Annotated in this window: 22 protein-coding genes; 11 read left to right on the top strand and 11 right to left on the bottom strand. The window is 39.9% G+C overall.

Annotated features, from left to right (window positions below):
- Window positions 1–191: 191 nt before the first annotated feature.
- Window positions 192–1,394, bottom strand: coding sequence for a nucleotidyltransferase domain-containing protein (locus tag ACPLPM_RS03080; protein WP_424358771.1), 1,203 nt, complete (start codon window positions 1,392–1,394; stop codon window positions 192–194).
- 274 nt (window positions 1,395–1,668) lie between these two features.
- On the opposite strand from ACPLPM_RS03080, the gene ACPLPM_RS03075 reads away from it, so the two are divergent.
- Window positions 1,669–2,904, top strand: coding sequence for a nucleotide sugar dehydrogenase (locus ACPLPM_RS03075; protein WP_424358770.1), 1,236 nt, complete (start codon window positions 1,669–1,671; stop codon window positions 2,902–2,904).
- 34 nt (window positions 2,905–2,938) lie between these two features.
- On the opposite strand, the gene ACPLPM_RS03070 is transcribed toward ACPLPM_RS03075, so the two are convergent.
- Window positions 2,939–5,044: an alginate lyase family protein gene (locus tag ACPLPM_RS03070; RefSeq protein WP_424358769.1), complete on the bottom strand. Its 2,106-nt coding sequence runs from the start codon at window positions 5,042–5,044 to the stop codon at window positions 2,939–2,941.
- 264 nt (window positions 5,045–5,308) lie between these two features.
- Between ACPLPM_RS03070 and ACPLPM_RS03065 the strand changes: the two genes are divergently transcribed.
- From ACPLPM_RS03065 to ACPLPM_RS03055, 3 genes are all read left to right on the top strand, one after another.
- The gene (locus tag ACPLPM_RS03065; protein WP_424358768.1) at window positions 5,309–6,790 is read left to right on the top strand and encodes a flippase; all 1,482 of its coding nucleotides are present in this window, start codon (window positions 5,309–5,311) and stop codon (window positions 6,788–6,790) included.
- A 176-nt stretch (window positions 6,791–6,966) separates the two neighbouring features.
- Window positions 6,967–7,893, top strand: coding sequence for an acyltransferase family protein (locus ACPLPM_RS03060; RefSeq protein ID WP_424358767.1), 927 nt, complete (start codon window positions 6,967–6,969; stop codon window positions 7,891–7,893).
- Window positions 7,894–8,211: 318 nt separating this feature from the next.
- On the top strand, window positions 8,212–10,125 hold the full coding sequence (locus tag ACPLPM_RS03055) for a hypothetical protein (RefSeq protein ID WP_424358766.1): 1,914 nt from the start codon (window positions 8,212–8,214) through the stop codon (window positions 10,123–10,125).
- Here ACPLPM_RS03055 and ACPLPM_RS03050 read toward each other — a convergent pair.
- The 6 genes from ACPLPM_RS03050 to ACPLPM_RS03025 all read right to left on the bottom strand — a co-directional run bounded on the left by ACPLPM_RS03050 (window position 10,122) and on the right by ACPLPM_RS03025 (window position 17,332).
- Window positions 10,122–11,381 (bottom strand): glycosyltransferase, encoded by a 1,260-nt coding sequence (locus tag ACPLPM_RS03050; RefSeq protein ID WP_424358765.1) that lies wholly within the window; start codon window positions 11,379–11,381, stop codon window positions 10,122–10,124. The genes ACPLPM_RS03055 and ACPLPM_RS03050 overlap by 4 nt on opposite strands.
- A gap of 74 nt (window positions 11,382–11,455) precedes the next feature.
- Window positions 11,456–12,397 carry a glycosyltransferase family 4 protein gene (locus ACPLPM_RS03045; protein ID WP_424358764.1) on the bottom strand — a complete coding sequence of 314 codons (942 nt, stop codon included), beginning with the start codon at window positions 12,395–12,397 and terminating at the stop codon, window positions 11,456–11,458.
- Between the two features lie 274 nt (window positions 12,398–12,671).
- Window positions 12,672–13,769, bottom strand: a complete 1,098-nt coding sequence (locus ACPLPM_RS03040; protein WP_424358763.1) for a glycosyltransferase family 4 protein — start codon at window positions 13,767–13,769, stop codon at window positions 12,672–12,674.
- 7 nt (window positions 13,770–13,776) lie between these two features.
- Window positions 13,777–14,973 carry a glycosyltransferase gene (locus ACPLPM_RS03035; RefSeq protein WP_424358762.1) on the bottom strand — a complete coding sequence of 399 codons (1,197 nt, stop codon included), beginning with the start codon at window positions 14,971–14,973 and terminating at the stop codon, window positions 13,777–13,779.
- Window positions 14,974–15,039: 66 nt separating this feature from the next.
- Window positions 15,040–16,032, bottom strand: coding sequence for a glycosyltransferase family 2 protein (locus ACPLPM_RS03030; protein WP_424358761.1), 993 nt, complete (start codon window positions 16,030–16,032; stop codon window positions 15,040–15,042).
- Window positions 16,033–16,363: 331 nt separating this feature from the next.
- Window positions 16,364–17,332 carry a ParB/RepB/Spo0J family partition protein gene (locus ACPLPM_RS03025; protein ID WP_424358760.1) on the bottom strand — a complete coding sequence of 323 codons (969 nt, stop codon included), beginning with the start codon at window positions 17,330–17,332 and terminating at the stop codon, window positions 16,364–16,366.
- 846 nt (window positions 17,333–18,178) lie between these two features.
- On the opposite strand from ACPLPM_RS03025, the gene ACPLPM_RS03020 reads away from it, so the two are divergent.
- The 3 genes from ACPLPM_RS03020 (at window position 18,179) to ACPLPM_RS03010 (ending at window position 19,040) form a co-directional block, all read left to right on the top strand.
- The gene (locus ACPLPM_RS03020) at window positions 18,179–18,520 is read left to right on the top strand and encodes a hypothetical protein (protein ID WP_424358759.1); all 342 of its coding nucleotides are present in this window, start codon (window positions 18,179–18,181) and stop codon (window positions 18,518–18,520) included.
- A gap of 40 nt (window positions 18,521–18,560) precedes the next feature.
- Window positions 18,561–18,824, top strand: coding sequence for a hypothetical protein (locus tag ACPLPM_RS03015; protein ID WP_424358758.1), 264 nt, complete (start codon window positions 18,561–18,563; stop codon window positions 18,822–18,824).
- A gap of 81 nt (window positions 18,825–18,905) precedes the next feature.
- Window positions 18,906–19,040, top strand: a complete 135-nt coding sequence (locus tag ACPLPM_RS03010; RefSeq protein WP_424358757.1) for a hypothetical protein — start codon at window positions 18,906–18,908, stop codon at window positions 19,038–19,040.
- On the opposite strand, the gene ACPLPM_RS03005 is transcribed toward ACPLPM_RS03010, so the two are convergent.
- Complete coding sequence (locus ACPLPM_RS03005) at window positions 19,037–19,453, bottom strand: type II toxin-antitoxin system death-on-curing family toxin (protein ID WP_424358756.1); 417 nt, start codon at window positions 19,451–19,453, stop codon at window positions 19,037–19,039. The two genes, ACPLPM_RS03010 and ACPLPM_RS03005, sit on opposite strands and share 4 nt — an antisense overlap.
- 133 nt (window positions 19,454–19,586) lie before the next feature.
- Here ACPLPM_RS03005 and ACPLPM_RS03000 point away from each other — a divergent pair, with 133 nt between their 5' ends.
- Both ACPLPM_RS03000 and ACPLPM_RS02995 read left to right on the top strand, forming a co-directional pair.
- Window positions 19,587–20,153: a metal-dependent hydrolase gene (locus ACPLPM_RS03000; RefSeq protein WP_424358755.1), complete on the top strand. Its 567-nt coding sequence runs from the start codon at window positions 19,587–19,589 to the stop codon at window positions 20,151–20,153.
- A gap of 552 nt (window positions 20,154–20,705) precedes the next feature.
- Window positions 20,706–21,638 carry a GDP-mannose 4,6-dehydratase gene (locus ACPLPM_RS02995; protein ID WP_424358754.1) on the top strand — a complete coding sequence of 311 codons (933 nt, stop codon included), beginning with the start codon at window positions 20,706–20,708 and terminating at the stop codon, window positions 21,636–21,638.
- Window positions 21,639–21,786: 148 nt separating this feature from the next.
- Here ACPLPM_RS02995 and ACPLPM_RS02990 read toward each other — a convergent pair whose 3' ends face one another.
- A complete protein-coding gene (locus tag ACPLPM_RS02990) occupies window positions 21,787–22,074 on the bottom strand; it encodes a hypothetical protein (RefSeq protein WP_424358753.1) in 288 nt (95 codons plus the stop codon).
- 319 nt (window positions 22,075–22,393) lie between these two features.
- On the opposite strand from ACPLPM_RS02990, the gene ACPLPM_RS02985 reads away from it, so the two are divergent.
- Both ACPLPM_RS02985 and ACPLPM_RS02980 read left to right on the top strand, forming a co-directional pair.
- The gene (locus ACPLPM_RS02985) at window positions 22,394–22,837 is read left to right on the top strand and encodes a GxxExxY protein (RefSeq protein WP_424358752.1); all 444 of its coding nucleotides are present in this window, start codon (window positions 22,394–22,396) and stop codon (window positions 22,835–22,837) included.
- A gap of 258 nt (window positions 22,838–23,095) precedes the next feature.
- Window positions 23,096–23,599 carry a hypothetical protein gene (locus tag ACPLPM_RS02980; RefSeq protein WP_424358751.1) on the top strand — a complete coding sequence of 168 codons (504 nt, stop codon included), beginning with the start codon at window positions 23,096–23,098 and terminating at the stop codon, window positions 23,597–23,599.
- A gap of 429 nt (window positions 23,600–24,028) precedes the next feature.
- Here ACPLPM_RS02980 and ACPLPM_RS02975 read toward each other — a convergent pair whose 3' ends face one another.
- A complete protein-coding gene (locus ACPLPM_RS02975) occupies window positions 24,029–24,163 on the bottom strand; it encodes a hypothetical protein (RefSeq protein ID WP_424358750.1) in 135 nt (44 codons plus the stop codon).
- Window positions 24,164–24,173: the final 10 nt, after the last annotated feature.

The raw sequence follows: 24,173 nt of genomic DNA, 5'->3' as shown, positions 1-24,173 counted from the left end.
ATTTTTCAGGCACAGGGGGAGTACTATTGTCACGTAAAAACTTGTGCTCACCTATTAAACATGAGTACGAGATTAATCATTAACTCATGTATTGACAGGCTTATTAATAGTTTATGTAAAATCTTTGAAATTTGTAAAATGTATTAAAGTGCTCGCATTTTCTTTACAAGAGTACGGCATAGATGATTGGATTAGAGACGATTATGGATGAGTACTCCCGGAGCGCGAGATAAAATTCCAAAGTAATACAATATGTACTTAATAAACATGTGATGATTGCCAGTCGTATGTGCTGATACGTACTCTTTGCCCGGAATAAGAAACCCGTAAATAATTTTAAATTTACTGAACGTGTCGATCTTATTAGAGAAATTTATTCTTAACAAGTCATATTTTTTAACATTGATCATATTACGATTTTTTACGGCAAAGGGGCTATCGGAAAAGTCCTGATCAGCATTTTCTGCAGAGTTACTCAGGTGATTTAAAACGAAGACGGGGATCGGGGCGTCTAAGTACATATAGGCTTGATTAAGGCAGTAAAATATGATGTCTCCCACTACATCATTTTCCACTGTGGCCACAAAACGTTCCCAGTTGATTTCTCCACCATAGAACCTAACCGCTTCTGCGATATCACAGAAGAACGCAAATTTAAATTTTGATTCCCCTGCCATTATTAAATGCTTATATGAGTGGAGACATAAGTGAATGATAAGATCTTCAGGGGAAAAGGTATAGACTGTGCTATTAGATAGTTCAGTTAAGCGGGCATTGCACCAGAAATGGCTGGCGTTTAAAGTGACAGCCTTTTCAATTGGCCTGATGTCCCAGTGAACATCAATTATTGTACTACCCTTAGCAAAACTGATTTCCCCGTAGATAGGGACTGTGTGAAAGACATATTCATGAAATGGTGTACGGAAAACTTGTCCCTTGTATCCCAGGCTCGCTAACAGGTCTTTCACACGATAATAGTCTTCAGTTTTAATTAACAGATCCAGGTCTTCCATTGGCCTTAAAGCAATGTTTGCATAGACCTTCTCAGCTAAAAATGCCCCCTTAAAAGGGATTACAGGAATACCAGAGCCATTAAAAGCCTTCAGTAATTTACCGAGTTCACCAAATAAAGTAATGTTACGCTTAACATTCAGATAATATAAATCGTGCAATTTTTCCCTTAACGCTGAAGGCACACAATGAAACTTAAACGTTTTTAAATTATGATATAATAGTGGAACGAGATTATTCTGAATAGCGGTTTGAACGATATATTCCCAGTCCAGGTTACCTTCCAATAGCTGGATAGTTTTTAATTTGTTCTCCTCACTGAGGTTAACTCTTGCGCAGCATAGTAAAAGTTGGTCCTCAAGAGTTAAACTGGAAATACTCATCAGCATTAGATTATAGAGGATTTTTAAATATCTATCCATTAATCAGCCAGAAGAGAGAACCTAATACATGGTAAGTATGGCAGATCGATAATAAATGAGTAATTCTTAGAGAAATGTATTCAGAATACACTTATGAACAGCTAACGACAATGATTACTTATTTAATTTATTATCACCGACTGTTTAAAAAACGGATATAATCATCAATAGATTAAGCTAAAAGTTATTATTGTAGATAGAGTTAGATATCATCGATCGAGGCGAAGGGAAAACTATGAAAGTGTGTGTTATAGGTTTAGGGTATATCGGATTGCCGACAGCCTTACTATTATCTGAGAAAAATGAAGTAATCGGTGTAGATCTGAAAAAGGATACTGTAGATAAGATCAATAAAAAAACGATGCCCTTTGAAGAGCCAGGCCTCGATAATATATTAAAAGGATCTGGCATCACTGCAAACTGCAAGCCTGTACCAGCAGATGTTTTCATTATTTGCGTACCAACGCCGTTCGATAAAGAAGTGAGAATGGCCGACCTGAGGTTCGTAAAATCGGCAGCTGAATCCATAGTTCCCGTTATTAAAAAGGGTAACCTGGTAGTAATAGAATCGACTGTTTCGCCAGGCGCATGTGCAAAAGTAGTAGTGCCAATTCTGGAGAAATCAGAGCTAAAGGTCAAGAAAGACTTTTACCTTGCCCATTGCCCTGAAAGAGCCATCCCGGGTAACACCCTTAATGAAATGGTGAACAACGACAGGATCATCGGCGGTATCGACGAAGCATCGACGAAGATGACTAAGGACCTCTACTCGACGTTTGTCAAGGGCAACATCTTTACGACCGACATTACGACGGCAGAATTCGTTAAGCTGATGGAAAACACGTACAGGGACATCAACATTGCTCTTGCTAATGAGTTCGCGATTATCGCAGAGGACGTCGGTATTGATATTTGGGAAGCAATATCACTGGCAAACCGCCACCCAAGAGTAAACATATTACGCCCGGGCCCGGGAGTTGGCGGCCATTGCATAGCTGTCGATCCTTGGTTCTTGACGGAAAACTCGACCAAGTGCAAGATCATTAACACTGCCAGAGAAATAAACGACTGTATGCCTGCTTATGTTTTGCATAAGGTAAAAGAGATCACGAAGGGTATCGAAAGTCCCAAGATCACTGTGTTTGGCGTGGCTTACAAAGGCAATGTTGACGATGCGCGAGAAACGCCGGCTCTTAAGTTTATTAAACTCGCTGAAAAAGAAGGGTTCAACGTCAGCATCTATGACCCGCTAGTCAAGCACTTTGAGTATCCTCTGACCGGCCTTGACGATGCAGTTAAAGACACGGATTGTGTGGTTATTATCACTGATCACAATGAATTCAAACACTTTGACTACAACAGGTTACTTAGCACGGCCAGACATAAGAATGTTCTAGATACCAGGAATGTTGTGGCGCAGAATGGGATGTTTAACCTGGTGACGCTGGGTAAAGGGAAATATTTTGATTAAAATATGTAGATAAAAATACTGAAAGGCTAACCGATTAGTCGCTTAATATTCGAAGAATATCACGTAGACCGAATTCTTCGAACCTATTTAGAAAGTCGGTATCCTCACCGTCCATCTGGAATGGATATAATATCGTCGTAAGGTCAACCGATCCACAGGTTACTCCAGAGTACCGGACAATATACGCAGGTTCTTTCTGCCCATAGCCAGATGACACGTACCCATTTTCTATGCTATCTTTTACTTTATCTACTTCTAAGGGAATTATGAGAATACCTGTTTTACCATTATTTATCCGAATTATATGTCGATCTAAAGATGAAACTTTTGAGGTAGCTGAAACATGGAAGTACATATCAAATTTATGCCTGCCACTTCCGGTCAGTAAATCCCGGATAACCCAAAACCGATTTCGTTTATCGAAAATGATTTTTCGCCGGTGAATGATAGGGTCATCCAGCCGAGCGAAACCGTCGTGCTCAATATCTAAAAGATCATGATCGGACGTAGTTTCCCACATGTTAACTTTGACGTTAGGGCTTTTATCAAGGGTAAAAAGATCATTCGCATAAGAGCATTGTTCTTGGTCATCAACTACAACGGTGTTATGATATTTTGTACTGCGGAATAAGTTACGTTCTTCTCTATTTGATGTATACGTATATGCTCCGGGGTCAACAATCAATGATTTTCCATAAGCATATAGTTCAAAGCTAAGCCTGCTATTATGTTTATGTCCGGATGGCGCCTGGTGATCAGGTGGTATAGCATCGACTAACATGAAAAGATCCCCATCCCTCATTACATAATACCCACCATGGGAGTATGCTTTAGATCCGAGAATTGTATTTTTATCCTTTATGTTGTCAAACTGTTGAACTCCTTTCAAACCGGTTAACCAGAAACCTTCCTCAGAGAGGAAGTTAGATGCAGATTTAAAATCCCCATTATCGAATAGAATAGTCCCAATCGATAGTAGATATTGCCGATTGAGACGACTCCAACCATAATAAGTTTCCAGGATATGCAGCCTACCGTCATCCTGATCTCCGATTACTGGAGATTCCCCGTTAGGTTTCGCCGAATACATAATAAAGTCGATCATCCTTTCCAGCTTTTTCATATACCATTCAGGAAACATAACACCGTTTTTTAGACAGAGTAACGTTGGAGAGATAAAAAGTTCTGTGACCAGGCAGTGGTAATGTACTGTGCCTTCAAAGTCAACGCCATCATCGTATACCTGGTGCTTCATCTCATTCATCAAAGCTTGGATGCCATAATCCAGCCATCGGTTACCATCAATAGTATTTTTGAAAAAGAATCCGAGGTAGATCAAACCAACAATATCAGATAGATAGTGGTTTCCGCGTATACGCCCGTTCTCTAAATTATTGAAAATATATACTCCATGTAAAAAAAGCTGTTTAAGGAAATGTTCCTTAAATTGTTCGTCGATAGTCTCTGAATCGTAGAAAAAGAAAAATCCCCATAACCAGTTGACAGCCCGGATAGCGACGTCCATTGTACAAGTCCAATTCACACCAAATCCAATTTGATTTTTTTGAATCCAATCAGTGATTTGATCTTTGAATTCTACTGCATATTTCTCGTCGCCGGTGTACCAGTAAGCCTTGCCAATAGTGGTCAGGTGCTGAAAACGGCTAAGTTCCCAGGGCACTTTCACGTCGGCACGAATTCCATTTTTTAAATACAGTTTAATATGATCATCAGTTTTTAAATAACAAGTTAAAGGATCCCACCTGAAATTATGCTTAAAGTCGTAGTTCCAGTCGATACCCTTCCCGATGGATTTTTTATCAGCACCAAGCAAGTTGAATTGATGATCTAACAGGTCATCCGCATCTTTTAATGTGTGAGCGATTGAATCGGGATAACGCTGTCTGACAAAGTTGATAATATCATCTTTATCCTGGTAATTGATGAAAAATTTAAATTGCTCTTCGTTATAAGTACTCGCCATTCTTCGAAAGCCCGTTAATTGGTAAACACTTTTTTTACTTGCCCTGAGAAGTAGATTTTTAAAAGCAGTTTTACTAGCAGCCTGGAATAGTTTACCGGCAGTGCTTCTAGGTAAGCAAAGTACATTTTTAACCTGAGCTTTTATAATATTATGCATTTAGGCAGTCGATTCTATTTTGTGTGGCTGGTTATTAATAAGTTATCTATAGTCCTGCTTTTAGAACTACATAAGATCAATGATGCTGGTAGAAAACTTTTGCTAATGTGAAAAATTTATTATATTTATGTGGTTAATTAACATGTATCCAGGTGCTTGCATTAGTTTCTTATTCTAAGGTAATAGGATCACAGGTTATACCAAAAGGATATAGGAAATCATTAATAACGTAAGTGTCTTTTACACTATACTGACAGGGAAAGCATGGTAGAAAAGAATTCAACATCAGACGCTTTACTTGCATTAATCAGAGACGTTATTATATACGTCCCATCACAGCTTGTGCCAATTATTGTTGGATTTATTGGTCTATCAGTATATACCAGGCAATTTTCTCCCTCTGAATATGGGGAGTATTCCCTAATCTTAACTACTGTAGGTATTTTTGGGGTTTTAACATACACATGGTTTAACACAGCCAACATTAGGTATTACAACAGCTATAAGAATAATGATAAACTAGATAATTTTTTCTCGACGTCATTCGTTGGGCTATTTATTATTTTAGCGATTGCAACTTTAATATACTCTATTCTAAATTATTGCGGCCTTTTTCATAGTAATATTCAAAATTATTTTTTTCTAACAGTTGGAATGATCATATCAAACGCTATCTTTGAGCTTATTAATGGAATATTCAGAGCGAGTAGAAAAGCTTGGGTATATTCGATAGCCAAATGCTTGACAACGGTAACATCGTTTATTCTTAGTATATCGTTGATCTTTATTTTTCAGTGGGGCATATCAGCCCTGCTGATTAGTGTAGTACTTACAAATATAGTATTTTCAGCCTCTATGATTTTAATATTTAAATTGTATAGATATATGCATTTGAACAACTTTTCTTTGAAACTATACAAAGACTTTCTCAGCTACGGCATCCCAATGATTGCCATGCTATTATCCTCATGGATTATCATAATGTCAAGTAGATATATAATCGAATATTTTCGGGGGAATAGTGAAGTCGGCATTTATACGATCGCTTACCAGATCGCAGATCCGTTATCATTAGTAGCACAGCTGATACTAACGGCGGCTGTGCCAATTTTTATCGAGACATATGAAAAGCATGGGAAAAAAAGTACTGTAGAGTTAATATCAAAGATATCACGCTATTACATATTATTTGCCATACCAGCATTTGTAGGCATCTTCTGCATACCGAGCCAGATTATGTGGATCACAGGTAGTGGATACTCAGAAGGCTATGCAGTTCTTCCATGGGTCTGCTTCGGAGGGCTGATGTTTGGCTTGTGTCTCTTTGTCAACAAAGGTTTGGAGCTAACAAAAAACACACGTGTATTTGCCTTACTTGTAGGAATGGTCGCTATCGTAAACATAGTATTAAATTTCCTACTCATCCCACAATACGGATATATAGGTGCCGGAATTACAAACAGTATATCATATTTAGTTTTATTTATATTATCAGTCATAGTGTCTAAAAGATATCTACCGTGGAAGATCCCAATTTACACTGTGATAAAAGCATCATTATGTGCTGCATGTATGGGATTAGCCCTAATGATAATAAAACCATATTTTGATCAATCAATTATTAATTTACTATTATTGATTGGTATCGGATCTATATTATATGCGGTATTGTTATTTGCTACGGGAGAGATAAAAAATGAATTGGATCATTTTGTAAATTATGTATCAGGCAAATTTTTACAATAGATAGGATAATAAAGATGTTATGGTGTTGATGTTTTAATAGTTTATACATTTCAAATAAATAACTTAGTTGATGTTAAGGATAAGTTATAATAATTAAAGACAGATAAGATTTGTGAATTAAAGTTAAAAGTAAGTTGTAAAAAGTTGTTTTTTATAGTAAGGTAAGAGGTTAAAAGATGTCCAATAATAGTAATAAAAGGATAGTATTTTTTGATATTCTAAGGATATTTGCAATTTTTTTAGTAGTACTTGGACATTTGGCACAGGCAACAGGAATACCATATCTAAACAAGTTTTATGGAATCCCAAATTTTTATTGGGTATCAATAGCAGGTTTTGGAGTCACATTATTCTTAATAGTGAGCGGATCTGCCCTGGCATATAACCACAGTAACACAATACCACTTAATGAAATAAAGCGATTTTTTGCTAATAGAATAATTAGGATATACCCAACTTATTGGATTTCGATTATTACTGTAGTAGTAATATCCCTAATGGTAATTCCGGGATATATCCACAAACTATCGTTTATTAATCTATTTTTAACATTTAGCGGTTTATATGTATATCTGAACCAATGGGGCGGCCCGATAATGGCAGTAAGTTGGTTTATTGGATTGATCTTAAGTTTATACTTAATATATCCACTTCTTAATTACTTATTCAATAAAAATGCAATTTTTACGCTATTACTATTACTATTTATTAGCATTGTATCTAGGCTTATATGTGGTCAACTACAATCTATAGGTATTGGAAATAGACTTATCGATTGGGTACCACTATGCAGGGTTTTCGAATTTGGATTTGGAATGTACCTAGTTAAATCTGGTTTATATATAAATACCATTGACGTCGGCAAAAATTTAGAGAAATACATAATTTTACTCAGCAATCTTAGCTTTCCAGTTTACTTAATCCATGCAAGTTTTTTTGATGGACAGATAATTAATTCTATTAATATGGAGCATTCAATAATAAACGTATTAGTATATACAATTATAGCACTAATAATAATAACAACATTATCATTTATTATTTACACTATAGATTATTACCTTCAGAATATCTTAAGGCGAAAACGATTAATAAAACGATAAAAAAATAAATTATGGGCGGATATGCAAATATTAACTTAGTATAACAATCTGGACAATTGTTGCTGCCTACCCCAACTGCTTTATAAAAAAATAAGGCTAAAACATCATATTTTAATGGACATAAGGGGGAATACCCATTATTTTTGTTTATACCAACAATTTTAAATCTATAAGAATCTAACTTGCTTTAAAAGATCGAAATGTTTCAATACCCTTATATCATAATTATAAAATAAGTGATATTAACATTTGAATCATATTTACATAATATAAAATACATGTAATAAAAATTATCTCTAATAAGAATATAATATATTCATGATTATTGAAAAAAGGAATATTAAAATGAAAATAATTACAAAAATTTGTGCAATCTTATCAATAATTCTGGCGATAATTTCTATAGTAATAGTTTATAACTCACCTTCTGCCGGGTACGAATCATCGATATATAGTTCTATAAATCAATTGTTATGGTTTTCAATTATAGCCTTAATTATAATTGGCCTTATAATTGTACTTATTGAGATTCACAAAAACGAGTATTTAATTAATAAAAGCTGGGCAATTGGATTCTATCTTGTATTCTTTGCATATGTATTATCTCTTTCAGTATTTATGATAAAGGGCTACTACATATGGAATATGGGAGGCGATTCAGGAACACATATTGGATATGTTAAGGAAATTTTTAATAATGGTGTCTTTGCAAATGAACTATACTATCCGATACTCCACATTTTCTTGACAGAAGTTACTCATGTATCAAATATGGATATAATTTTTTTACATAAGTTTATACCATATATTTTTGGAGTACTATTCGTACCATTTGTCTACATATTATCAAGGTATATATTATATAACAAAGGTCAAGCAATTATTGTCAGCACCCTTTCATGTGCATTTATATTTAATAGCTACCTCAACCTGGCACCAATTATACAATCCAATATGCTTTTCCCCATCGTACTATTTACAATATTTAAATATATAATAAATAAAAAATTAAGTTGGGGCGCAATATCAATAATACTATTGCTGATATACCCCCCACTACATATAATACCGACATTAGTGCTAATATTAATTCTTATTACCATTGGGATCACAAATCAAGCATTTATATACGTAAATAAATTAAATATTAAAAGTCCGGTTAGGTTAGAGATAGTTGCAATCATATTACTAAGCATAATAACAATTGTATGGATTAGCTCTTTCAATCTTTGGAATGACCCAATATCAGATATTTACGAAAAAGTTGTTGACGTAGAAAGCGAGTCATCACAGATGTCACAGACGTCACAGTTGTCACAGATTTCTACTTTGAGTGAAAAAGTATCCTATGCTAGTAGTCTTGGTTATAACCCATTAGAGTTTGCTTTTAAACTCTATGGCGGAGCCCTAATTATTATGGTTGGCGCATTGATATTTGCTCCGATAGTTTTTATAGACATGTATAAAAATAAAAAAATATATGTCTTTTCATCACTGTACGGACCAATTGTAATATTATCGATGTTGTTCATTAGTCTATATTTTTTTAACATGGCATTCGGGCCGTTGAGAATTATATATTATATATTGTTATTATGTATTGTGATTACAGGATATGGCATATGGTCTGTACTCAGATATTTAAAAGCAAAATCATGGGGATGGAATTCATTCGTTGTGATTGGATTAATAAGCCTCTTACTGATATCAATATTTGTAAATGGCATATTTATATTATATCCTTCACCATATACTGGTAACACGAATTACCAAACAACGCATTACGATGAGAAAGGTATGATGTGGTTCCTTGACAAAAAGTCAGATCATTCTATCACGGTGAATGTCTACTCAGTTGGACAAAGTAAAAGGTATAATGATCTTTTCATAGGCCCCAATAAAGTGAAGCCAGGTACTAAAGAGTATGTATATGAGGCGTATGCGCCGTACCATTTCGGATATTACACATATAATGATACTACTAAATGTAATGATTATAATATATACTCTCTAAATACAACTATAATTAGGGACGTAATTAATCTGAATAGCTATTACTTGATTACAACTGAAAAAGATAAAACGATATACACAGATATATTTCCCAAGATTGCCAAATATAGATTTTACCCGGACGACTTTGAGTTGTTAGAAAAGGATCCACTGATAGATAGTGTTTACTCAAACGGAGAGTTTGATGTCTGGGCACTGCGGAACAATAAATTGGATTAACAATATTTAATTATTGAATCATAAAGTTCTTTACTATTTACCATTCGATCATATTTTTTTAAGAAAGCAGGATAATAATTACTAATACGTTGGGAGTACTCTGAGTCATACAATATAGATTCAATAGATGCTTCAAGCCTATCAAGTTCATTCCAGTTTAGAGCAATCCCTATGCCATGAGTTGATACTAATGCATTTACTGCTGAATTACGGCCGGCTACAGATAATATCGGTAACTTGCATGCTATATATTCTAGAACTTTAGTACCCAGTGCAAACTCGGGGTTTGGGAAACTATTATCTATAGCATAAAATGCCATGTTTGATGATAGTAATAACTCTATTACTTCATCATGTTTTTTTGTCCCGATGGCGAAAACATTCTTACTTAATCCCTTAGATGTAATCATATTTTGAATGAGTTCAAGGGAATTTCCATCGCCTACGATAAGATACTTTATGTCGTGCCCTTTATCTATTAAATTTTTGATAGGATTGATAAGTATCTCAGGCCTATAGTAAGTACCAATCATTCCAACGTATATAATTATTTTATCAGTTTTAGGATTAAAACCATATTGATTGAGTATTGTGTTTATACAATCTCGTTTCTTGATCGTTTCCAGCTCTGTAACATCAATTCCATTGGGTATATGAACAATAGGTACTTGAGATTTGGTTATCCCCTTTAAAGATGGAATCATCGAGTCATATACTGTGCTAATTAGTAAGGCATTTTTACATGACCGCAGGTAGAGTTGTTTAAATAGTTTACATAAGACCATACAAAATGGTCTTAAAAATGCCGGATAGTATGAAACTGCATATGCCCAAATATCATCGTTTATCCAATTATCCCTCATATCAATTACACATTTATTTTTAAGGAAAATTGATGTGATATATGCCGCAATTGTCGGAGGTACATTCGGAACTGAAGTAAATATGATATCAGGTTTATAATGATAGCTATCCTTCATTAGTATAGCAATTAAAGAAAACAGTTTAAAAGGATTAATAAAGTCTATAACGTAAAAAATTTTAGGCAATATTCTTGTTTCATATCTAACTATAGTAACATTATCGTTGATTTTATAGGTATTGTCCTTACTGCTAATATTTTTTAGAGGATTATATACAATTACTCTAATATCGATATCTTTTTGACATGAAAACGTATTGACAATGTTTTGCATCCTGACAACTACGACATTGATATCGGGAGTAAACGATTCTAAAACAAACAAAATTTTCATAGCTTACCATCTAATTAGTGTGCATTAGTTATGAATATTTTTATGAACTATCAAATGTATCCGATAGTATAGTTTTAGCGGTGGATATCATTTATTATATGTTCATAACGTGATATTGCAGAATTCAGCGCATATTCTTTTTCAATATAAGACCTTGCATTATCTGATAGCAGCTCAATACTATTTGACTGGAATATTTCGAGTATACTATCAGCAATACAATCTGGTGTATTTTCTTTTAAAATATAACCAGTTTTACCGTCTATCACTACATCAGGTACACCGCCGACATTAGCTCCTAAAACTGGAGTACCGCAGCCCATAGATTCTAAGACAATATTAGGTAAGCCTTCTGCGTAGGAGGGCAATACTAATAACTTCATTTTATTCAAATATTCTGGAAGTAATTTATGATCAACCCATCCACAAAATTCCACTTTGTTAAATAATTGATATTTTATGGAATATTCCGATACCTCTTTTTTTAAAGGGCCGTCACCAATGATTATAAACTTTAGTTGATCATTATTTTGTAGTATTCTAGCTACAGCTTCTATAAAGTTAAGAATACCTTTTTCTCGACTGAGGCGACCAACATACCCAATAATATTATCCCTGTTAGAAATTTTATTCGTTATTTTGAACGTCTCAAGATCGACGAAAGTACCGCCGTTATATATAAGTTTATTTTTTATGTTTAAAAATTTGGCTACGTTAGGTGCTTCTACTATAATGGCAGTAGATAGGTTAAATGTCGCTATCTCAAGCATCAATAACATATAGTAATATAAATATTTAACTATTATATTTTTGTTCGAGTGGATTAACTTCGAATTAGTAGACTCAGATGCAACGGCGGTTAATAATACGTTTTTATTTAAAACCCTACTAACAAATGTAGGTACTAGTTGTGTACCTGATAAAATAAAAATATCATTGCCATACATAGATCTCATTTTTATTAAAGTGGCAGCAATGTTTATTTGCATGGATAGGGACTTAATGATGTTACCCATAAAACTGCCATTAGAATCAACAACATTATATCTTATTAAGTATATATTGTCAACATCGATATTAGTTAAATCGACGTTATTGGCGATAATATAAATTTTACTTGCCGACGGCGATAAGATTTTTACCAGATTCAATAAAAGGTTATAGTAGCTGCCCGTAGGATTCATTGTCGTGAGGATACAGATAGTTCGGTCCTGTCGCATAGCCATACCTTTTAAGTTATATATTAAGCGCACTATAATTATATTCAAATATTAATTGTAACTGATTAAGTTACAAATTTTTATAAATCGATAATAACCGATCTTCCATTATTTCCCAACTAAATTGGTTTACGTATGCCTTTCTCCCATTATTCCCCAATTCATTGCAAAGATCAAGATTATTTTTTAACCTCAAGATTACACTTCGAATTTCATCTGCATTTCTGCAGTTTACGACTACGCCGCAATTATATTTTTTAACGATTAGAGCCATCGAAGTATTGTCGCTTACAAGGATAGGTTTTGAAAACATCATCGCTTCGAATAGTTTATTTGGACTGGCAAATCTATTATTTTTATTGCATGGATCATAAAGACTAAACAACAGGTGTGATTCACCCGTCATCGATAGAACTTCATGATACGGCTTATATCCAAAAAATTTAATATTAGTATTATTTTTAGATAATTCAATTAAATGATCTTTTTCATCGCCGTCACCTACAATGAATAATTTAACATCGTCTAACCCAGAAATAGCATTTATCATTGTATCGAGGTTTAAAAACCTGTCTTTTTGTAGGGTCGCCGCAAAGAAAATGATGAAATTTTTGTTAACTGATTCACCATTATACGTACTTTTCACAAGATCATTAGGAGAGTTTGTAATTACTACAACATTTTTATTTGAGCCTTTTCCAATTTGGTCAATTCTAGACTCATCTGCGATAATAACGCAATTTGCAAATTTCATAAGGAATTTATCAGCTACCGCTATCGAATCGCTAATTATTGATGGCTGTAACATATCTGCATAAAAATCAAATATATCGTAGATGATGGGTTTTCTTTTAAGTTTACATACTATGAGCGATACAAAATAGGTATCAAAATCCGCTGCATGTACAGCATCAAATTTTTCATTCAGCAGCCAGAAAAACTCATAGATCCAAAAGAAAGGAAGAAAGATTACATTTTTCACACCGTATGTAGCTTTAAACCTTAACCGGTGAATATTATAACCATTTTTTGTTTCGTCTTTTGAGAGTTTACAGTCTCGATCCCATTCTAAAATTTTCACATCATGCCCATTTTTAGTGAGGGCTAAAGCAGATTTATGAAGTCTGTTGGTATACAGATCAGTAGATCTAATCATGACAATTTTCATATAATCCCTATCTGGTGGTAGTTGCTTTTTCCCATAATACAGAATATTTTCCGAATAAGAAATCCTTCCATGCTAGCATGATAAGATACTCATTCAGCAGCACATACTGGATAATGTTTAGGATTGATGTAACTTTAAAATTACCTGTAGTTTCCTTTACTCGTAGCTTTGATCTGATGTACATTAAGATCACAAGTAGAGAAGAAAATATGAGGATAGTAACAAATGCATGCAAGACAATGCCATAGATGTTCCTGCTTAATAGATATAGCACAATTATAGATATCATAATAAATGGAGAAAACATCACCAGAGTTTTATGCGAATGGAAGATAACTAAACTGTAGATGTCCCTGGGAAGTAAAAAATAACCCATGTGTTTGAATAAGCTCTGGATAGTACCAATACTAGTTCTTTTTCTCTGCTTGATCTGATCAGCCGCAGTAGATGGCGCTGGTTCGTACACTTTTGCACCAGGCTCATAAACGATCTTGTATCCTTTTTTCCGGATTGTTATCGCCATTTCCAGGTCTTCGGTTAACATTCTTGGGTCTGCTTCGACGATATTTTTACGCCACGCATTGATTTCTCCATGAAAGGTACAGGCAGAATCGATTATTGATTCACCCTTTCTCATGAGGTACTCTATATCCCAATAAAATTGTGTAGATGCTGTAATGTTATTATTAGGGTTTAGTACACCATATTGGCCACCGACTGCCCCTACTTGAGGATTATCAAAGTGCGGCATAAGTTCTTTCAGTACATTGGAATCAAAAATGCAGTTAGCATCTGTAACCAAAATTATGTCCCCAATGGCTTCCTTTTTTCCGAAATTTATTGCTGATGCTTTTCCATTTCGCTGTTCTTCTTTTAATAGCCTTATGGCGGGGCAACTATTTGGATAACTTGCGATTTTGTCCTGGACAATTTCAACCGTTTTATCTTTTGAGCCCGAATCAACAATAATGATCTCATATTTTTCTTGCGGATAATTCAAGGTTAGCAGGTTGTCTATCCTATTTTTAATAACAGTCTCTTCGTTAAACGTAGGAACAATAATTGAAACAAACGGTTGGAAATCATATTTTTTTAGAGATGGTTTCTTTACTATCGACATTATAGCCATAAAAAGAGGATAACCAACAAATTGCCAAATTAATAACAATGATAGTAAATAAGCAACTATTATGAAAATATCCACCAGATACACCGCCGTTTAATCTTATTTAGTAATCATTAAAGTATTTTACTATATTATGATAAAAAATTATAGGTTTTGCTTTATTGACTGAATCGATGCAAGTGTAAGACCGGTATAAATACTAAAAGTGCCGAGTATCGTCGCTAGCATACCTGCCATTGTATAGCCAATCGCGAAATTATGAGTAGTATTAAAGATAGTTAATACAAGGAAGAGTAAGACCATACCACAAGTCAATACTAGTGCCCCTGGTACACAGAAGAAGAGCATCGGTCTTTTCTGCGACACGAGCTTTATTATTGAAGCCAGTACGCTAACCCCATGTTCGATCGGGCCTTTACTGGACGTCCCTTTGATATCATAGCGGACAGTTATAGGCGCTTCGGAGATCTTCAGTTTCGCCTCCGCAGCCTTCATCAGGATCTCAGACCCGGCACCCATACCAGTATCGCCAAGATTGATCTTCCGTACAGCATTCCTCGAGTATGCCCTGAACCCGCTCTGCGTATCCGAAACATTCACACCGGACCCGACAGCCGTAGCAGTATCGAGGACTTTCATCCCAACTTTCCTGTAAGCCGGAATATTCCCCTTAGCCGAGTTGCCGTTCAAGAACCTGGAGCCGATGACGATGTCGGAGCCGCTCATCTCCATCTCTTCGAGTAGCCGGGGGATATCGCTAGGGCTGTGCTGGCCGTCAGCATCGAGGATGATCATTACATCAGCATCATACTTCTTAGCAACGTTAAAACAGGTCCTGATGGCCGCACCGTAGCCGCCGTTCTTCTCGTGGGTGATGACTTCGGCCCCTACAAGCCTGGCGACTTCAGCAGTCTTATCTTTCGACCCGTCATCGACGACCACGACTTTGTCAGCGTACACTTTAGCACGGGCTACGACGCTGCCGATAGCGATCTCTTCGTTGTATGCCGGTATCGCCACAAGCAGGCCAATGCTTTTCTGTATGTCCTCAACACACGCCGGTTTGTCTACCAGCTTCGCAACTGGAAATTGATAGTCGTCAGTCTTCCTTATGATAACAGATGATGCCACAGCCACATACCCCCCGGTAATAGCATGAAACGTTTTCTACAAGCCGTTTTTATATGGGATTAATTTAAACCCTACCAATCCTATGCAGAGTATTCTATATTAAACTTATGGTTTAGCAATTACTTTTTTACAATTATTAAGTTTTAATTGGCTGATTAACTGTAAAATCTCCGATATAACGGCAGTTCTAAAAACTAGTCCAGCCTTCGAGTCAGGACTACCGGAAGACATTGAAGCGTCAGTTCGAAAAAGCAATAGTATTAAAAGAGTCTTCTGAGACGAGAGACCAAAAAGTCAGTATAAAAAAATTGAAAACTGTGCCATAGCACGAAGCTTTTTACTCAGCCTCAGCCCTGCCAGCCACCTTCTCACCGGCCTTGATCTCCGTACACAAAGAGGTCAGCCTCTCAATTAACGTCTCCAGGACCGGGATCACCTGCTCTCGTTCCCCAGGGCCGGAGGTCTTCGTGGCCTCCACGAGCTTGTCGAGGTCCCGGTTGATCTTCTTGAAACACCCTCTCAGCTGCCTGTCCGAGAGCGGCTCCATGCGCCCGGGCTCGTCCGAAGCGTAGGTTTCCATGAGCCCCTTGACATCGCTGGCCAGCTTCATGACCTCGGCGTCCCGCTTGATGGACCGCAGATACTCCAGGGCCCCTTTCTTGTCCATCTCCCGGGCACGAATCGTGTCGTAGGCAGGCCGCTGCAGCTCCGCATCCAGACGGGCGATCTCTTCGATGATGTTAACGTTCATCTCGTAGATCAAGTCGGCGCTTTCTTCCGGAGAGAAGTTATTCCGAATACATTTGGCCGAGTTCCAGTCGCTGATGATGATATCCTGCAATTCAGTGGTAAGCCTCTTTGCAAGTCCTACTTTGGCGGAAACGTAATGCGGCGTCTTGCCGATGATCTCCGATATCTCGTTGTACTGGTACCCGTACTGCTCTTTCAGCTCCACGAACGCGTGGCCCAGCTCGATGTCGTTGATATCTTCCCGCTGGACGTTGGCGATGATCCGCTTGAACCTGGCGTCCGCCTCGGTCTCGTCGGCATCGATAATAACATCACGGCCCACGATGAGCTCTGGCACACCCAGTTCTTTCAGCGCCTGCAATCGGCGCTGCCCGTCGATGACAGAGTACCCTTCAGAAGATTTCCGCACGATGATCGGCTGCAGTAAGCCAACATCGGAAATCGTGTTCTTCAGCTGAGAAAGGTCAGCCTGAGTCTTACGCAGGTACCCCTGGTCGAAACCCACCTGCTCGATCGGTATGGCAAGATAGCCTCGCCCACCTGTCTTTTTCGCCATTGCTATATTCCCCCATATAAACCAAATAAATGATTTATGGTTATATCATGAATGGCTTGATAATTAAACTTTTCTGTCCCGTACGCTTTTCGTCATTGATCGGTTGAAAACCGGCTATTCGGCCATTTGAGGAGAAAATAAATTGAATTAGCATACCATGAAAGATTCACAGTAGATACCAGTCAATTTTATAATAGCACGGTTAAGCTGTTGTTGAGCCTGTGATGGAAAAAGAATACTGCTGCCTGTCTGTTTCCGTTGCGCTGCATTGCGCTCGTTACTGACTGGCCAGATATTCGTGGATGTTGCGCCTGTGCCCGTGAACGTACACGAACGCTGCGCTGTGCCAGACCCTCACAGATTCCACAGATTTATACAGAATCCACAGATTCCGACCGATAGCACAGATGATGGCCGATTCCACAGATATTAAAAAGTGAAACATTATCGACTTTACATTCATGCCTGCTGACAGATGATCGAATCTGTGGAATCGAGCGTCATCTGTGCAATCCATAGAAATCTGTGGATTCTGTTTCAATCTGTGGAATCTGTGTGGGTCTGGCACAGCGCAGCGTTCGTATTGCTGTCTCACGCCACATAAGCAACAAGAAACACACAGCACTGCGCCCGTATTGAAGAACTCCATTCTTAGCCCTCACACAATTTTTTAAAAAAAGGCGTATGTCGTGCCATTATTCTGACAGCAAGCGTTTGTTACTTTTCTGCAATTGCATATTGAGTAGGGAACATATTTATTGCCAAATTTCAAATATATGATTAATTTGGGCAGAATATATTGCTCAGGTCCTATGAGCATGTAGTGGGGGGTTAGGAGACTACGTCATGGGCTTTGACATACGCCCCGGAATGGGGGCTAAAGCACTTATCACAGGCATCATTTGCGGGTTAGCGGGCGTGCTGGTCGATATCGACCACATACCGGGTTACATCTTCAACATAGCATTGGGGCCCGTATTCATGATCCCGGGGTTCTTCGACGGGCCGATGTTTTCCGGCATCGGAAGGCCGATTCATCCGCTTGTGCTCTACATCAGCCTCGCTGCATTCGCATGCATCGCCGGGCTGCTGCTCCAGTATAGCGTGAGAAGCACGGCCAGGACAGTGGCGAGAAGCGTGGTCACGGCTGTCCGGAATGTGATCAACCCCGTACCAGCCACAGAGTAATCGGTGTACCGACCGGGAAGTTTGAGGGGGAATAATTGAGATGGCAGTGACAATACTGTATGTCCTGATGTGCGAGCTGGGGCACTTCCTGCTGGCGTTCTTCACAGGAATGATCGCCTGGCTCCTGATGACGGCAGTTTACAACTGGCTATATTCCACAGTGCACCTCACCCAGACAGACACCAGCCCGGGCCCAGTTACCCGGGCGATCATGAGCCATTCGGGGACTTTGATCTTCCTGATGGCCGTATCTGTGGGTGTGTTATCCCACGTGCTGGAAGATTACTACTTCAGCATTGTGTGAGATTTTTTTAAAAGAACAGTATAGGACGCAAAGTCTATTTATATACGAGATTTATAAATCATATTGCTAAAGGTGTAGCGTATGGAGCAGAAGAATTCACGGTGCGAACCAGATAAGAAAAAGAGAGAAAACGGCCTCTCAGATACCAGAAAGAAACTACTGGAAGACACCCTGAGAAGACACAAGGGAGCTTTCGACCTCCTGAGTAAGCATTAATCAGTTTTATCCACAATGTGAATTGTTATCCATTTTTCGACATCCTCGAGGGTCTGATCGCCATTGGCCACGCTTCGCATAAACATATCTATCGTTTCATCCTTTGCGCTGATCCCCATCCCACAAAGAAGGATGCAGTTCTCGGCAGCGGCGAACGCTGTCCTTTTATTAGCCTGCGAGAAGGGATGCTGCGTCGCAATCGTATATAATACGAATGCAGCATATTTTTTCACATCCGCGGAAAGTTCTGGCACCCATTCAGGCTGTTCAATGATGTAATCAAGTACCCCGATGGCGCCTTCACGGACAGCCCCCTCAAGCCCGTCATCTGCTTCACTATGATTACGCTGTATGGCGATTTCCTGTATGTCTATCAACTGGTTTCTATGGCTAAAGAGGAAATACGAGGTCAACAGACTACTAATTTACATTTTATTGAAATTAATATTTTTTGGTTAAGCCATTGTCAATTCAGTGCATGAATTATCGTTTTTCTGATGACCATATACAAAAAATAATTATACCATATCAGCAAGCTATAGCCAGATGTTATTCTTCGGCCACATCGGGCTGACTCTGCTGGTAGTCTTCCTCATCGCCCTCGCGCTCAAGATCGGCGTCGACTACCGGCTCGTGATCGTAGGGTCGCTGTTGCCGGACCTCATCGACAAGCCCCTCGGCGAGTATATCTTCAGCAGCATCTTCCATAACGGCAGAATTTTCGCCCATACATTGCTGTTTATTGCTGTCCTTGTTATCATAGCCCTGCTCGTGGCGAAGAAGTACAGGTACTGGGGCTTCGGCATCCTGACCGTCGGCGCGGTCTTCCACCAGGTAGAGGACCAGATGTGGAACGCCGCCTCGACGTGGTTCTGGCCGTTGTTCGGATGGGGTTTCCCCCAGCACGAGATTGATAACTACATCATGTACCTGTTGAGCAACCTCCTGAGCCGGCTGGACATATTCGCGCCAGAGCTCGCCGGCGCCGTTATTGTAGTAGCGTTTATTGCCCGGTTCAGGCTCTACCGGCCGGAAAACGCCAGGGCGTTTATCCTCACCGGCCGCTTTGCCGACAGGACCAAGGTCAAGCCTTTGTCGCTTGTTAAGCAATAGATAATCTACGCATACGGAAAGCTCTCGGAGGTTCGGGAGTTCCCGGGAGGCCAGGGAGGATTTTCAAGCTGGGAGGTTCGGGAGGGTGGAGAGGTCTGGGAGGAGGTCGGGGAGTGTGGAAAGGTCTGAGAGGATAACATTGTATTATTCTGAACTTTTCTGATGAGCGCCCGAACCTTTTACACTAAGTACACAAGGTACACGAAGTACGATAAAAGGCTGACTGCAAGCTGATCATATAGTAAAACTTCGTGTACTTCGTGTACCTTGAGTACTTCGTGTAAACGATACCTGACAGCCCTATGAATGGCTCAGGTGACTACCATATAAAAAATCCTCCCTATCCTCAGGATACCTCTCATAACCTCTCTCCGACCTCCCAATCCTCCCCGACCTCCCACAATGAATAGTCTCTCAGACCTCCCGGCACCTCCCATGCCTCCTCGCCGATCCTCTCAGTACCTCCCTGACCCTAGGTTTTGATAGAGTGTAAACCATTGCGCACCTGAGATAAAACAGGCTATATACTCCTTGTAACTATTATTATCCCATATGCGATCATCCGGACGGTACTTAGTCACTGGTGGCCTGGGCCAGGTAGGCTCGTACATCACAGAGTCTCTTTTAGCATCGGGAGCAGAAGTCATCATCCTAGACGACATGTCATCAAATGGCAGGGATAGCATTCCCGGCGCTAAACTGGTAAAGGGTGACATTCGTGACAAAGCCCTAGTTAAAGAGTTGGTGAAAGATGTCGATGCAATCGTCCACTGCGCCGCCCAGATCTTCGTCGCCCGCTCCGTGGAGGATCCGTCTTTCGACGCGGACAACAACATCTTTGGCACCCTCAACCTGCTCAACGCTGTCCGGGACGCTAACATCAAGCGTTTTGTCTATTTCAGCTCTGCCGCAGTCTACGGCGATCCGGTCCGTCTCCCGGTAGACGAGGACCACCCTCAGAATCCCATGTCACCGTACGGTGTCAGCAAGCTCTCGGGCGAGAAGTATGCGCTCGCTTTCCAGAAGATCTACGGCATTCCCACAACGGCGATCCGGCCCTTCAACATATACAGCCCACGCCAGGATCCGTCCAACCCGTATAGTGGCGTTATCTCGAAGTTCATCGACCGGGTCAGCGCCGGGCAGCCGCCCGTCATCTTCGGCGACGGCACTGCGACCAGGGACTTCGTCTCAGTGCACGACGTAGTGGACATGGTCAGGCTCATGCTGGAGAAAGAGGCAGCCGTTGGCAAAGTCTTCAACTGCGGCACCGGCCAGTCCACGACCGTCGGCCATCTCGCGCAGACGATCATCGATCTCTATGACAACAAGAAATTGAAGCCAGAGCTGCGTGCAGAGAGGCCGGGGGATATCAAGTATAGCTATGCGGACATTTCCAGGGCAAAGGAGCTGCTTGGGTATAATCCTAAAGTGGTGCTGGAAGAAGGGCTCAAGGAAATTGTCGAGTGCAAATCCAAAATGTAATATTTTTCAAAGGTTCGCTCGATGCTTCTGTAGAACTTATGGTCTTCTTTAGTGGAATCTTTTAAAGATAGGAACCGGTCCTTGGTCTGTTAATCAACCCACCTCAGCTCGTACTGCATTTCAGGCACGCTCAAAAAGGAAATAGTAGTTATTTTATTACGAGGTCGTCTCTAAGCAGGTATTTCTTAGCGATTTCCGGATCCCAGATCCAGACAACGTACCCTTTCTTATCTGTCGCTATTTTATTGGATTCCAGGAGATAATCGAAGACATTACAGTACGTCTGGTACATCATCTTTTTCGGGAGATTCTGCCAGAGCGCTTTTTTCTTGTACTCTCCGCTATTTTCTTTTATAAAAGCTTCAACCATCCTGATAGTGCTAAGATTAGGCTGATACTGCTTATCTGGGACGGGCGTGTCCGGAATTTCCAACATTCCCCTTACCTCGTGAGTTATATGAATTAATATAACCTATCCGTATTTAACATTGTTGTTTAGAGTTAATTGGTGTTATAAAGTTCTACTCGAGAAGGGATGGAAGGTAGGCCTTTGAGAGGTTCGGGAGTCCCCGGGAGGCCGGGGAGGATTTTCAAACTGGGAGGTCAGGGAGGTGGGGGAGGCTCGAGAGGAGGTCTGGGAGTGTGGAAAGGTTAGAGAGGATTGCGTTTTTGAATACGGATTTCTTGTTCTATCGGTAACTATTAAATAACTAATTATCATATATATGAAAATAAGTATTATAGGTGTTAGAGTTATGCACGGAGATGATGAACTAGATGTCCACGATAAGTATTATGCATTAACGGATCAGGTCCTAAAAATTGCTTTTAAAGTCCATACTTTTCTAGGTCCAGGCTTGCTGGAAAGCGCTTATCAGGAGTGCCTGATGGCGGAACTAAAACAGGCTGGATTCGAAGTCGAATCCGAGGTCTCGATGCCATTAGTCTACAATGGCCGCCGGCTGGATAAAGCATACATAATCGATCTGCTGGTCGATAAAAAATTGATCATCGAGTTGAAAAGTGTCGAAAAGCTATTACCAGTTCACCGAAATCAGGTTAAAACATATTTGAAATTCAGCAATATGCCAGTAGGACTTCTACTAAACTACAATACGGTGCATTTGAGAGATGGTTTGCAGAGAATTAAAAACAAGTATTATGTAGAGATATCAGAGACTAACAATCATACAGATTAACACTGGCTAACTAAGAAATTCCAATAAAAGAACCCTCTCTGACCTTTCTACACTCTCCAACCTCCTCTCAGACCTCCCCCACCTCCCTGACCTCCCACAATGGAGATCCTCTCGAACCTCCGGGTACCTCCCGAACCTCCAACAATTTTCTAGGAGGTTATCGCCAGAGCGGCTATAACATCCCAGCTCCGAGCGGATGAAGAGGCTGGACCTCATTTCCTGCGCCTGATCATGCGATAAATCCCGAAGACCACGAAGATGACCCCCACTAAGGCAATCAAGCCAGGGACGAGCCAGTCAGATGGCGAGGTACTATCCACCGTCACCGGCATCGCATCAGTAGCAACAGTCGTGTTAGGGACCATAGTAGCCACAGGCGTGGAGGTTGCGATAATCTCCTCCGGCATGCTGGTCGGGCTGGGCACTGGCGTCGGCGACGGTACTTCAGTCACCCTCACCAGCCCCGGAATGCTCTCCGGCGGCCCATACTCGACAGGTCCCGCATCCGGCTGTGGTGTAGCCTGTGGCGTGGGAGCGGCCGTAGGCTGCAGCGATTGCGATGGGAGGATCGCAGGCACTGACGGTACAGACGGTATCGCAGCAGGAATGCCCGGCGGCAGAGAGATGCTCGGGAACGCATCCATGCTGGAGCTGACATTTTCTCCCGTCAGGGCGATGAGGAGCAGGCAGGCAGCCACCAGGCCTGATAAAGTAACAAGGGTAGCTGTGGATATTTTGGACATGGCAAACCTCTTTTCATGATCGGCTGCTGTAGTAAGGCAGCCCGTGAAATTAATTATAATAAAACAAATATATATAATATGACAGGAAAACTATCCGATAATGTGGCGTACCCCTGATCGTTGAGCCAATAATTTGTAGGAAAATACGAATAAACAACGGATGTCGGCTACGTGACGCATTAAAGCTCCGGCCCCGGCGATACTGTGGCATAACCCATAGAAAGCCGCTACAATCGACGCTTAGTTTAAAATCCCTGTGCGCGAGAGTAACTATTGCTTCTGAAGCGGCTCGAGTTTCGACTCCACCATTGGAGGGCGGCGCTATGCCGCCCCCATCCCCATTTAACCGACACTATGTTTTCAAGAGTTTCTCGTACAATGGCAAGGCAGGAATATGGCGCATGATCGATTTCTTGACAATTCTCGTAATCCTCTTAAGCGAATCAGCTCACTTCCTTTTTGGATCCTTCTCTGCCTTGGCGGCGGGGTTGCTGGCGTACTCGTTGATGCGGATCACATACCGGACTGGCTCTTCGGCGTCTACCCCGACTACTACCCGCTCAACGTCCTGGGCTTCGATCATAGCCGCCATC

The organism is Methanocella sp. MCL-LM (genome assembly GCF_049676595.1).
Taxonomy (GTDB): domain Archaea; phylum Halobacteriota; class Methanocellia; order Methanocellales; family Methanocellaceae; genus Methanocella_A.
The sequence above is the reverse complement of the archived record's forward strand: the minus strand, read 5'-3'. Positions and strand labels throughout refer to the sequence as shown.